Annotated in this window: 12 protein-coding genes; 2 read left to right on the top strand and 10 right to left on the bottom strand. The window is 38.9% G+C overall.

Annotation, left to right across the window (positions count from 1 at the left end):
- Position 1 precedes the first annotated feature (1 nt).
- The 5 genes from ubiE to udp form a co-directional block, all read right to left on the bottom strand.
- Positions 2–757 carry a bifunctional demethylmenaquinone methyltransferase/2-methoxy-6-polyprenyl-1,4-benzoquinol methylase UbiE gene (ubiE, locus tag ACWPWK_RS12145; RefSeq protein ID WP_075672293.1) on the bottom strand — a complete coding sequence of 252 codons (756 nt, stop codon included), beginning with the start codon at positions 755–757 and terminating at the stop codon, positions 2–4.
- A gap of 83 nt (positions 758–840) precedes the next feature.
- Positions 841–2,181 (bottom strand): DNA recombination protein RmuC, encoded by a 1,341-nt coding sequence (rmuC, locus tag ACWPWK_RS12140; RefSeq protein WP_109372603.1) that lies wholly within the window; start codon positions 2,179–2,181, stop codon positions 841–843.
- A gap of 102 nt (positions 2,182–2,283) precedes the next feature.
- A complete protein-coding gene (locus ACWPWK_RS12135; RefSeq protein ID WP_109372604.1) occupies positions 2,284–2,814 on the bottom strand; it encodes a DedA family protein in 531 nt (176 codons plus the stop codon).
- A gap of 71 nt (positions 2,815–2,885) precedes the next feature.
- On the bottom strand, positions 2,886–3,668 hold the full coding sequence (locus ACWPWK_RS12130) for a tyrosine-protein phosphatase (protein WP_109372605.1): 783 nt from the start codon (positions 3,666–3,668) through the stop codon (positions 2,886–2,888).
- Positions 3,669–3,820: 152 nt separating this feature from the next.
- Positions 3,821–4,579: a uridine phosphorylase gene (udp, locus tag ACWPWK_RS12125; protein WP_023583501.1), complete on the bottom strand. Its 759-nt coding sequence runs from the start codon at positions 4,577–4,579 to the stop codon at positions 3,821–3,823.
- Between the two features lie 475 nt (positions 4,580–5,054).
- Here udp and ACWPWK_RS12120 point away from each other — a divergent pair, with 475 nt between their 5' ends.
- Positions 5,055–5,447: a YidB family protein gene (locus ACWPWK_RS12120; RefSeq protein ID WP_109372606.1), complete on the top strand. Its 393-nt coding sequence runs from the start codon at positions 5,055–5,057 to the stop codon at positions 5,445–5,447.
- A gap of 78 nt (positions 5,448–5,525) precedes the next feature.
- Here ACWPWK_RS12120 and ACWPWK_RS12115 read toward each other — a convergent pair whose 3' ends face one another.
- Complete coding sequence (locus ACWPWK_RS12115; protein ID WP_109372607.1) at positions 5,526–6,353, bottom strand: hypothetical protein; 828 nt, start codon at positions 6,351–6,353, stop codon at positions 5,526–5,528.
- Between the two features lie 168 nt (positions 6,354–6,521).
- Positions 6,522–8,795, bottom strand: a complete 2,274-nt coding sequence (metE, locus tag ACWPWK_RS12110) for a 5-methyltetrahydropteroyltriglutamate--homocysteine S-methyltransferase (protein ID WP_109372608.1) — start codon at positions 8,793–8,795, stop codon at positions 6,522–6,524.
- A gap of 106 nt (positions 8,796–8,901) precedes the next feature.
- On the opposite strand from metE, the gene metR reads away from it, so the two are divergent.
- Entirely contained in the window at positions 8,902–9,855 is a 954-nt protein-coding gene (gene metR / locus ACWPWK_RS12105; protein WP_109372609.1) for an HTH-type transcriptional regulator MetR, read from the top strand.
- Here the strand turns inward: metR and ACWPWK_RS12100 are convergent.
- The 3 genes from ACWPWK_RS12100 to ACWPWK_RS12090 form a co-directional block, all read right to left on the bottom strand.
- Positions 9,770–10,642, bottom strand: a complete 873-nt coding sequence (locus tag ACWPWK_RS12100; RefSeq protein WP_109372610.1) for a carboxylate/amino acid/amine transporter — start codon at positions 10,640–10,642, stop codon at positions 9,770–9,772. The genes metR and ACWPWK_RS12100 overlap by 86 nt on opposite strands.
- Positions 10,643–10,644: 2 nt before the next feature.
- Positions 10,645–12,294: a Na+/H+ antiporter gene (locus ACWPWK_RS12095; protein ID WP_109372611.1), complete on the bottom strand. Its 1,650-nt coding sequence runs from the start codon at positions 12,292–12,294 to the stop codon at positions 10,645–10,647.
- A gap of 400 nt (positions 12,295–12,694) precedes the next feature.
- On the bottom strand, positions 12,695–13,198 hold the full coding sequence (locus ACWPWK_RS12090) for a GNAT family N-acetyltransferase (RefSeq protein ID WP_109372612.1): 504 nt from the start codon (positions 13,196–13,198) through the stop codon (positions 12,695–12,697).
- Between the last annotated feature and the right edge of the window lie 54 nt (positions 13,199–13,252).

Here is a 13,252-nt window from a genome sequence, read left to right as displayed (position 1 = left end):
CTCAGAATTTAAATCCTTTGTGTAATGCAACTATACCTCCGGTCATATTGGTATAGGTAACTTGATCAAATCCTGCTTCTTCCATCATACCTTTTAGTGTTTCTTGGTCTGGATGCATGCGAATGGACTCCGTTAAATAACGGTAACTTTCAGCATCATTCACAATCACTTGACCAATTTTAGGTAGAATATGGAAAGAGTAAGCGTCATAAATCTTACTTAAAGGATCAAGAACAGGTTTAGAGAATTCCAACACCAGCAGACGTCCACCTGGCTTTAATACACGGAACATTGAGCGTAAAGCTTTTGCTTTATCGGTCACATTACGTAAGCCAAAGGAGATTGTAATGCAATCAAAATGGTTATCAGGGAAAGGTAACTCTTCAGCATTTGCTTGCACATAGTTAACATTGCCGACAATACCGTGATCGCGTAGCTTTTCACGACCCATTTTCAACATTGAGTCATTAATATCAGCTAAAACAACTTCCCCATTTTCACCCACGAGACGAGAAAATTTAGCTGTTAAATCACCAGTACCACCCGCAAGGTCAAGAACACGTTGGTTACGTCTTACACCACTCGCTTCAATGGTATAGCGTTTCCAGATACGGTGAACACCAAAAGACATCAAGTCATTCATTAAATCATACTTAGACGCGACAGAGTGAAAAACCCTTGCAACCATGGTTTGTTTATCATCTTTGTCAACGGTTTGGAAACCAAAATCTGTTGTTTCCTTAGTTTGTTGAGTCATATTATTTGCCCGCTAATTAATCAAAATTTAGTAAATTCAGTACTGGCCGTTTTCAGAAATCTTTATCTCTTTATTTTATTAAATCAATCAGATGCTGATTTTTCAATGAGATCATTATCAATCGTTTTTTTTATCTCAACCCCTAAGGATTTAAAGCCTTCCGCTTGACTGATAAGATTTCCACGACCTTCAGAGAGTTTTTTCATCGCTAATAGATAGCCAGATTGCGCTTTTTGAATACTATTTCCTAGCCCCTGCATATCATCAACGAAAAGTCTTAATTTGTCATACATTTTAGCCGCTCTGTCTGCAATTTCTTGCGCATTTTGGCTTTGATATTCATAACGCCACAATGCGGCTATTGTACGCAAAGCAACAAGTAAAGTAGATGGCCCAACTAACATAATATTGTTTTTCAATGCTTCTTCTAGCAAGTCTGGAGAATGACCAATTGCAACAAGATAAGCGGGCTCAATAGGTATAAACATTAAAACATAGTCTAAAGACGTTATACCCGGTAGTTTATGATAATCTTTTACACTCAATCCTTTAATATGCGCTCTAATTGAGTTTACATGCGCACAAAGTGCCTGTTTACGTTGATTATCATCTTCACTATTAAAATACTTTTCATACGCCACCAGCGACATTTTAGCGTCGATAATAACATCTCGGCCATGAGGTAAATGTACAATGACATCAGGTTGATAACGCCCACCATTTTCATGACGAATACTCACCTGTGTTTCAAACTCATGACCTTCGCGTAACCCTGACGATTCTAATATACGTGCTAATACCGTTTCACCCCAGTTACCTTGAACTTTATTATCCCCTTTGAGGGCATTGGTTAGGTTAACGGCTTCTTGCGCCATTTTTACATTTAATTGTTGGAGCTGGCGAATTTCATGAACCAAAGTATGTCGCTCTCTGGCTTCTTGCCCAAAACCATCTTGAACTTGTCGTCGAAAGCTTTCGAGCTGCTCACGAAATGGTGACAGTAAATGGGTTAATCCTTGGCGATTTAACTCTTCGGCTTTACGCCCACTCTGTTCAAAAATACGATTAGCTAAGTTCTCAAACTGTGTTGCAAGTCGTTGCTCGCTATTAATTAATAATCGCTGTTTTTCTTCTGCGGATATTCGGCTTTCTTCCCAACGAGTTGTCACTTCTCTTAATTCAGCTTCTTGAGAAGTAATAATTTCTCTCTGAGCACGTAATTCTTGCTCTAGCTGTTCTATATTTTGTTGTAAAGAGGGGATAATCACCGCTTTTTCTTGAGCGATAGCAAGCTGTGTATGATTTTCACGTAGCATGGCTTCTTTATCGGATAAACGTTGTTGGATAGACCACCAAACCAGCGCGCCGCCAACAAGCACTCCACCTAATAAACCAATGATCCCGTATAACAACTGAATATCCACTAAAGTGACCTTTTTACTTTCCAGCGGGCTACGTTAAAACGCATAGGTAATATTGTCTAGCAACAATTTACATCATGACTTGATTTGCGATAAAGGACGCAGTTATCCCATCCATTTCGCAAGCCATTGCAAACCAAAAGCACCAGGCGCCAAAATACCAAATGCCCAAATCATCGCTGATATTAAATTAGCAATTTGAAAATAACGTTGTGGCATTGCGCAAATACCCGCAACTAATGGGACAATTGCACGAAAAGGTCCAAAAAATCGTCCAATAAACACCCCCCAAATTCCCCAACGATTAAAGAATTGATGACCTCTAACTAATGTTTGTGGTGAGCGTGAAATGGGCCACAAGTTTCTCACACCCTCTTTATAGTGAAATCCTACCCAGTACGATACCCAATCACCAAAGAAAGCACCTAATGCAGCAGCAAGCCAAATCGGCCAGAAAAACAGACCACTCTCACCAATTAAGGCACCTAATCCTAATAAAATAACCGTGGCAGGAATAAGCAAAGAGATAAATGCAAGTGACTCGCCAAAAGCAAGAAGAAACACGATCGGAATAGCCCAAATTTCGTGCTCTTTTACAAAAAGAGTGATGGTATGAATAATGTCTTGTACTGTCAAAATAGAAACCTTAAATTCGGTTAACCTAAGTAAAATAAAAAATTTTGATTAACCGAATATAAATCACTTTATTATTCGAGAAAATAATTTTGTAAGGAATCTCGGCTAGACGCATCTAGACCGATATCTTTCTCTAGCCAAGTATCCACATTACCGTAATGCTGATTAATACTCGCCAATGCTGTTTGCAGAAACTCTTCTTGTACTGAATAAACATAGGCAAATTTATCAACAATGTGATCACTCATTGTTTTGGCATGTTCTTCTAAAAGATAAGCACGATAAGGCGCTAATGTTTCATTGGTCAGCAAATAATCTTCCATCACCAAATCTAAAGATGCGCCAAGCGCAAATAACACTAAAGCGGAGCCAACACCTGTTCTGTCTTTACCCACAGCACAATGTTGCACAACTCCCCCTTTCTCTGGTTGCTTTAATAATGTTGCCAGTTGTTTATATGCAGGGTTATTAATAGGAAGTAATTCATACAACTGGAACATAAATGCCTTTGCATCAAACTGTTCGAGGATCTCAGGCGTTAGCTTTTCCAAATTAGCAGAAACTTCTTTCGATAATGGGTTCGCAGGTGCATGGTAATATTGCGCACCTTCCCAGACACGGTCTGGTTTATCAACGATTTCGCCACTATCACGATAATCAATAATTTGAAAAAGATTTTTATCAATAAGAAGGGATTGATCCGTATCCGTCAGCCTATCCAGTGATCCAGAGCGAAATAACATACCTGGTTTGATAATACCACCGTTGCTTAATTTTTTACCTCCTAGATCACGGAAGTTAATTCCACCGGTTAAAGGCAACACTGAAGGGTGTGTCTGCAAAATATCAGTCATATTTATTTTCTCATTGTTTTATTGTAAATAATTCTCAATTACATTATCAAAAATGTAGTTCTATTGACATAGTATATTAAGCTAATGAATTATTGCATAAAAAAAGCCCTTAACACTTACGTATTAAGGGCTTCTATCAGCGATTCGAAATATTATTTCATTAAAATACGAGCCGCTTCAATCACGATACCGAGTGCATTATTTTCAGTTTTCTTCAGTAATTCCGCATCTGGAATTTCTTGTTGAGTACGGTTTACGATAACACCCGCAACCATACCTGCACGTAAACCTTGGCTTGCACACATTGTCAATAATGTTGCAGATTCCATTTCATAGTTCATTACGCCCATTTCTTGCCACTCTTTCATAGAGCCTTTGAAACGGCGGACAACACGACCTGTATAGGTGTCATAACGTTCTTGTCCTGGATAGAATGTATCTGAAGATGCAGTAACACCTACGTGTACAGTTGAGCCATTGTCTTTAGCGGCTTTGTACAGTGCATTCATACATTCAAAATCAGAAACAGCTGGGAATTCCATTGGTGCGAAATGTAAGCTTGCGCCATCTAAACGAACCGCAGCCGTAGTTACAAGAATATCACCTACATTGATATGTTCTTGAATTGCACCTGTTGTACCGATACGCAAGAAAGTACGGATACCTAGCTGTGCTAATTCTTCAACAGCGATAGAAGTAGATGGGCCACCGATACCTGTTGAACAAACAATGACAGCTTTGCCATCAATTTCGCCACGCCATGACGTGTATTCACGTAAAGAAGCCAGATGAACTGGGTTATCCATTAATTTTGCAATTTTTTCAACACGCTTAGGATCACCTGGAACAATTGCTAAAGTGGCACCCTGTAGGTCATTTTTGGTTAAACCTAAGTGAAATACATCAGACATATCGGACTCCTCAATGGGACAAAACCAATGATCATTAAATTAAAAGTTACTGTATCAGTTTTCCAGACTTTTTTAGTGACCAATATCACTTACAAGGCACCAAACAAAGTAACAATTTCATAAAATTGTGATTATCATCACGAAAAATGGCATTTGAAATACATTATCAATATTCGCCTGCATCAATAATTAACTAAAATAAATATTCCTCTCATCAGTATAGATGCGATAAATACATTATCGAATATAAATACCCCAATATATACACTCTAAATAATTCAAGATGTAGCTAGGCGACGAGTGAATGAGTCGCTAGAAGCATACATCAGTATGTGACTAGCGCGAATAAACGAAGTCAACAACGCTACAACTTGAAGTATGACGAGTAGCTTGAAGTACAACGAGCATAGCGCGTACACTACCCGCCCTTAAAATAAACATCTAATGTGACAAACACATCGTCACTGGAGTGAACATGAGCTTATTTAACCAAATTTCGAGCCTACTAGGCGGCGAAAAAATCAATCAATACAAAACCGTCCTTGAGTGGGTTGGATCTCAAGGTGGCATTGAAGGCTTAGTAAAGCAATTTGATACCGCGGGTTTAAGTGAGCTTATTCAATCATGGATAAGTACCAATGCCAATTTACCAATCAGTGCAGAGCAAATCGTCGCTATTTTTTCATCTCCAGTGATTAATGATCTTGCGTCGAAAATTAATTTAAGTGCGACAGAAGCTTCTGAAATGGCCGCGCAATATTTACCTAAATTAATTGATAAAGTCACACCTGATGGCGTTGTACCTAAAGACTTAGATTTAGTCAGTGCGGGAATGGATATTTTAAAAGCGAAGATTTTCGGTGGATAAATAAACAAACTGTTTTAATGCGTTTTCCCTTACATCCCATAAGAGAAAACGCATCACGTTCTTAATAATCAAATTTGATTACAACAAACCTTCTTCAATCAACGCTTCATGAAAACGTTGTTTCTCTTCAGGTGTTGCCTGAATACGTTCTAAAGGTACATCCAAAGCATAAGGGATATTTTGTTGTGGTGAATAAACGGCTAATACGTAGGTATTTCCATTTTGCTCAATCACAATAGGCGGTGTTTTCTTATTCCCTGAATAAGCAATACGAATATCTTTACCCTCTAAATTAAGATGATAAGTTGCAATAAATTGCTTATTACTCACAACCATTTTTGCGGGAATGGCTATTAACTTTAAAGGTTGAGTGCCTACTGATAATAATGCTTTTTTTACTTTACTGATCAGTATTTGACGATAAATAAAAAAGATCACACTAAAACCAAACAAGCCGATAAAAATAATCGTACTAATTAAGCGAAGCCAAATATTATCTATCGCCACATCAACGGTCATTTTACTGAGATCATTTGCATCAGCGACGGGTTCAACTAACACATCTTTAGGGCCTAAATCTAAAAAAGTAAAATTACGCGAAACTTCATTGCCTTTATAACGTAAATCAACACTACAGTTAGTCAGAACAAAGAGTTGAGAGCGACAAGAGCCATTCACCGTAGCATCAACAGGTACTGCATTCTCACTGATTTTATAATCATAAAGAATATTGGGAATTTGATAAGCACTAAATACAGTCATTGCTAACATGAAAATAACTAAGAATAAGGTGCGAAATAATCCACCATCTCCTCTTAGTGGAACTAATTTCAAAGGTCGAGTTGGAAAAGCATCTAATACCTTATCCGAAAGTTTAATGCTAGTTTGCACAATAATTATATCCATAAAATTAAAGAGTTTTCGCAGTATAGCAACGATCAAGAATATCAATAATAAGATTTGCTCTGAGTTTTAATTTACAATTAATCATTGTCTTTTTTAAATAAAAAATTAGCCTGTATTTTTGATATTTATTATCAAAAATAACAGGCTAATCAGGTATTCATTATTTTATTACGCGTTCTGACGCAAATATTTAGCCGCTTCAACCATATTCGCTAATGCTGCGCGTGTTTCAGGCCAGCCTCGTGTTTTTAATCCACAATCTGGATTCACCCATAAACGCTCTGCTGGAATTCGTGATTGTGCTTTTCTTAATAATCCAACGATCCATTCCACATTTGGCACATTAGGTGAGTGAATGTCATAAACACCTGGTCCAATTTCATTTGGATAATCAAAGTGCTCAAAGGCTTCTAGTAATTCCATATCTGAACGTGATGTTTCGATTGTAATCACATCCGCATCCAGCGCGGCGATTGAATCCATGATGTCATTAAATTCGCAATAACACATATGGGTATGGATTTGTGTCTCATCATTAGCAATGGCGGCACTTAATTTAAAGGCATCGACTGCCCAATCAAGGTAAGCCTGCCACTCATTACGGCGCAGTGGTAATCCTTCACGTAATGCAGGCTCATCGATTTGAATAATACCAATACCTGCTTTTTGTAAATCATCCACTTCATCACGCAGTGCTAACGCTATCTGTTTTGCAATCGTTTCACGCGTCACATCTTCACGAGGGAAAGACCAACATAAAATTGTCACAGGGCCTGTTAACATGCCTTTGACTGGCTTTTCAGTTAACGACTGTGCGTAAGTTGCCCAATCCACGGTAATAGGGGCTGGGCGACTAATATCACCGATAATCACAGGTGGTTTTACACAACGGGAGCCATAGCTTTGTACCCAGCCATTTTGCGTAAACACATAACCATCAAAATGTTCACCAAAATACTCCACCATATCGTTACGTTCAGCCTCACCATGAACTAACACATCAAGGCCAAGATTTTCTTGTTCGGATATCGCTTGCTTAATATGTTCGCTGATATTTGTACGATAAGCTGCCGTATCGATACGCCCTTTCTTAAAATCTAAACGGACAGTACGAATTTCTGTTGTTTGTGGGAATGAGCCAATCGTGGTGGTTGGCCATAATGGCAAATTAAACCGAGTACGTTGTACTTCTGCGCGTTGGGTATAAGGTGAATTTCTTTCGCTATCTTGCGCTTCAATTGCCTGTAAACGAGCTTCAACTGTTGCATTATGTACACGGGTCGAGTGTTGACGTTGACGAATTGGCGCACTGTACTGTGTCAATTGTTCATCATATTCACCTTCTGGTGCATTCAATGCCTTAGCTAACAAAGCGACTTCTTCACATTTCTGAACAGCAAAAGCAAACCAGCTTTTTACTTCATCATCAAGTTTCGTCTCTGCATTTAAATCAATTGGACTATGCAGTAATGAACATGAAGTTCCAATCCACAAAGGGCGTTTCCCTTTTAGCGCAATCACTTGCTGATAACGTGCACTTAAATCTGCTTTCCACACATTTCGACCATTAATCACACCTAATGACAGTACCCAATCTTTGGGTAATGCTTGGTGTAAGTGCTGCAAATCATCTTGCCCTGCTGAAATATCAACATGAAGCCCATTAACAGGTAAGTTTTTAATAATATCAAGATGATGAGAAATACCATCAAAATAGGTTGTCAGCAGTAATTTAACTTGTCCCGTTAATGCTTGATAAGCTGTTTGATAGGCATTTTGCCATTCAATAGGTAAATCCAGTACCAATGCAGGCTCATCAATTTGCACCCACTCAATACCTTTCTCTTTTAATGCAGAAATCACTTGTTGATAGATAGGTAAAATATCGTTTAGAAGCGTTAATCTATCAAATTCAGGGCCTTTTACTTTACCTAGCCACAAGTAAGTCACAGGACCAAGTAAAACAGGTTTTATTTTATGATCTGACGCCAATGCTTCATCAACTTCATCTAATAGCTCTTTCCATGCAAAGGTAAATGATTGACCTTGCTGAAATTCAGGAACGATATAGTGGTAGTTAGTATTAAACCATTTCGTCATTTCAGATGCAGCCGCAGGTTTACCTGTTGGCGCTCTACCACGAGCGACTCTGAATAGAGTATCAAGATCGAGTGAGCCATCTTCATTACGGTGACGAGGCGGTACATTACCTAACAGTAGGCTTGTCCCTAACACTTGGTCATACCAAGCAAAATCACCAACAGGTAATAATTCAACACCCGCATCCGCTTGTTGTTGCCAATGGCGAGCACGAAGCTCTTTACCCACAGTAACTAATTCTTCCTGTGAAATCTTACCTGCCCAATAATTTTCTTGCGCCTTTTTTAGCTCTCTATCTAAGCCAATACGAGGGAAGCCGAGTGTGTGATTGCGAATTGTCATAATTAAAATCCTATTTTTAGCCGTCTAGATGTTTACACATCCATAATCTACAGGTAGTGTATAAATCACAAGCGCAAATTTTTCATCAATAACTTGAAGGTTTCTCATGATAGAAATAAAACATTTAAAAACGATATTAGCCTTGAAGCACACAGGCTCTCTTGCTAACGCAGCAAATCAATTGCATCAAACGCAATCGGCTCTTTCACATCAATTTAGTGAATTAGAACATCGCCTTGGTTATCGAATTTTTGTGCGTAAAAGCCAGCCACTGCGCTTTACTTCACAAGGAGAAGTACTCGTTAAATTAGCAGAAGAAGTATTGCCTATCGTTCGTAGAGCTATTGAAGCGTGTAATGAGCCGGGTAGTGTGAATTTAAATATAGCGATTGAATGCCATAGTTGTATTCAATGGTTAACCCCTGCATTACAGCAATATCGCCAAACATGGCCTGAAGTGACTGTTGATTTTCATTCGGGTGTGACTTTTGATCCACAACCTGCGTTATTACAACGTGAATTAGATGTAGTACTGACATCAGATATCTTAGATGACTCTCGTTTACACTACACGCCATTGTTTGACTATGAAATCAAATTAGTTTTATCGCCAGATCATCCTCTTGCTAATCGCTTGCATATTCAGCCACAAGACTTGATTGCAGAAACCTTATTTATTTATCCCGTTCAACGGGAGCGTTTTGATGTATGGCGTCATTTTTTACAACCCGCGGGTATTACGCCACATTTCAAACATGTCGATAATACATTACTGCTAATTCAAATGGTTGCGGCTGGCATGGGAATTGCGGCATTACCACACTGGGCGGTTGAGAATTTCGAAAAACAGGGATTAGTGGTGACAAAAACATTAGGTGAAGGATTATGGAGCCGGTTATATGCTGCCAACCGTAGTGGAGAGCAACATCAACCGGCGATCCGTGAGTTTATTCGCTTATCAGGCCAGCACGCTGTTAACAATCTTCCTTTTGTAAAACAGGTCGGCATATCCAGCGTTGATGGATCCAAAGTGATGCAACAATCAGGCTCGCGCCTATGATGAAACTTGGCCAATTCGGATGTTGTTGCCAAATAGAAAAATTCACTAATAACCCTGCTGGAACCATCATGTTATTCATAATCGCTAAGGTTCCAGCATCAACTTGTGTGGCACCGTAGTTCCACATAAAATACCCGATCCCAGAAGCGCCAATTCCTAACCAGAGTAAAACACCCCACTGTAGTGATGTTGTTGGCATTTTCTGCCAATCGGCAAAACACAGAGCGCCAATCAGTGAAACGACAACCGCACCAAGGTAAAACCAAGAAAATGCATGATGTTGTGGAATAGGATGCACCTCCATTAATCGTTTATAACCCACCTGACCAATTGCAAAGAAAATATTAGCCAGTTGTACTAATAACAGACCATACCAAAAATCATCACTTAAATGGTCATAGCGAATAATCGCCGCACCTAATACCGCTAATAATGAGCTAAATGCATAACCCCAACGTAATTTCTGACGTTCTAATAAATCATAAATTAACGTGACATAAAGGGGTGTTAATACCGTAAATAGTAAGAATTCTGCAACAGTCAAATAGTTATAAGCATGGAAGACGAACAGATACATAATACCGAGTTGGCAAGCCCCCACCAGCATATAAAGCAGGATCACCTTAAAGCGGATCCCCTTCCAACGTAAGAAAGGTAAGAAGACTAAAGCCGCTAAAGAAACGCGGATCAGAACAGAGAGCCAGCTATCAACCTGACCGGCGAGATACTCACCGATCAGACTAAAAGAAGCAGCCCATAATAGTGTTGTAATAACCAATAACCACATAATTAACTGTCTTTCTCTACTAACAGTGCTTCCATTAAATCCAATTCATGTAGCAATAATTGGAGTGTTTCATTACTGATTTTTCGCGTTGCTCTTAGATGATAAAGCTCACCACGTTCAGCACGTAATGCCGTTAAACGAAAACGCCTTTCGAGATCTTCTTCTAACGCGTTATGAACCATTTCATCTTGTTCCGCAGTACGGCGTCTTAAATAACCCGTTACACGAGAAGCAACTTCATTAATTTCTTCTGCATCCAACTGCTCTTCAGTACTTGCAGCTAAGCGCTCTTCCATTTTATTAAGACTAACAATTGCCACTTCTGCCATCACTTTACGTGCGTAGCGAACTTCGTTTTTATCTGCTTCTTTGTCAGTTGCCTTCACGCCTTTTAATAGGAAAGGAAGTGAAATAATGCCCACTAAAATCGACAGTAAAATAACACCAGCAGCAATAAAGATAATTTGATAACGTCCAGGGAAAGTGCTGCCATCGGTTAAAAAGAGTGGAATAGAAAGCGCACCCGCCAATGTAATTGCACCACGAACACCTGCAAATGACGATAACCACAACTCACGCGTTGTGTAATTAGCGAAATCAAGTGGATGCTTTTTCATAAAGATCCGACTAATTTTCTTCATTAGCCATAACCACGTAAATCGCAGGATCAGCAGTGCAAAGTAGATAACAAAAACTGCTGCAAACAACATCCAGACTTCAACTTCTGGGTCAAGATCGGCTTGAATAACAGAGCTTGTCCAGATAATGGGAAGCTGTAAGCCGAGCATGATAAAGACAAGGCCGTTAAAGACAAATTCAAGCATTGACCACACGCTATCAGCACGTAAACGCATCGCAAGAGGTGCATTTCTGATAACGCCTGATTTACTGATAGTCATACCGGCAGCAACAGCCGCTAAAATACCTGAAAAACCAATATGTTCCGCAATAAGATAAGAGGCAAAAGGCAGCAGCAACATAAAGACGATTTGTGTAGCAGGATCGTCTCCGCTCCAACGACTCATTAATCGCAGAGATTTACTGTAAACTAAGGTGACACCGATACCTGCCAGTAATCCGCCAACGGCGACTTTAAAGAATTCAAGGGTTGCACCACCAACAGTAAACACCATCGTTCCCATTGCCACAGCAACCGCAAATTTCAAGGCAACCAGACCTGAAGCATCATTCATTAATGCCTCACCCTCTAAGATGCCCATAATTCGTTTTGGTATTCGCCCTTTACCAACAATGGAAGAGAGTGCGACCGCATCCGTTGGCGAAAGTACTGCCGCCAATGCAAATGCCGAAATCAGGGGAATACTTGGCATCATCCAATAAATCAGATAACCGATACCAACAACGGTCACCATGACTAAAACAAGCACAAGAATAAAAATCTCACGCCCATTCTGGATAAATTCTCGTGTCGGTGTTTTCCAACCATCAACAAAAAGTAAAGGCGGTATCAATAGAACGAGGAATAATTCAGGATCAAAAGTGACATGTAAACCAAACTGAGGCCATGCCAATAAAGCCCCTATCACAATCTGTATTAATGGTAACGGAACACGAAAGGGAATTAATTTTGTGATAACTCCCGAAACTGAAACCACCAGTATTAAAATCAAAATAGTAAAGAAAATTTCCATGTTACCCTTACATGCCTATTTTTATCCTGAAAACCTGACCTCTTTCCCTTATAAAAGGAAAACCTACCGAACGATAAAGAAACATATTATGTAAAATTCGCGCATCATACATTTCTTTATCTATGCATCTCTGCTTATTTTAAACAGATCCCACTCAGACTCTGTGAGAATATTTAAAAATTAAGACTAATCGTATCTAACACCGCACATTGTACGCTATTTATTGCTCTCTATTTATTAACGGCATTAATTATAGAAAGCATACGTTTTTATTCCTCTTTTTCAGTCTAAACAATGTAATAGACCGTATAAAAACGTAAAACGTTAAGTAATTAGATAAAAAATAATAGATAAATGACAATAGCGATTAAATTTGAGAGCTAACTCGTAATGCTAATGATTATTCAATTGTTCTTAACATCGACATCATGACAACATCACAATATTTACCTTCTCTAAAAGCAGCTTTACGGCGTATACCTTCAACTTCAAAACCCAATTTCTTATACAGATGTAAGCCTCTTTCGTTGTCTGAATACACTTCTAATTCTAATCGTGTGGCTGCTAACCAATTGAAAGCATAATCAATTGCTGTATTGATAAGTAATTTACCAACGCCTTTTCCGGAATATTCAGCACCAACGCCAAGACCAAAACTCACAATGTGGCGACGACGAGGATGATTATCGATTATCAGTGCTAAATGTCCCGCGACTTGGCCATCAATAGTTGCAACAAAATTAGGGATATTTTGTTCTGAAAATTCAAGTAATCTTTTTTTCCACATCGTGACTGAAGGATAAGGAAATTGGCAAGTGCAAATATATAAATCAGGATGTGTATATAGTTGTTGAATTGCTGATGCGTCGTCAGGTTCACTATGGCGTATTTTTATTTCTTGCATATCTTCTACCAACTATTTAATTACTAGATTTAATTTCGACAATAGCGAATAAAA

The organism is Proteus sp. Marseille-Q3619, from assembly GCF_965283115.1.
Note: the sequence above shows the minus strand (reverse complement) of the source record. Positions and strands in the feature narration are given on the sequence as shown.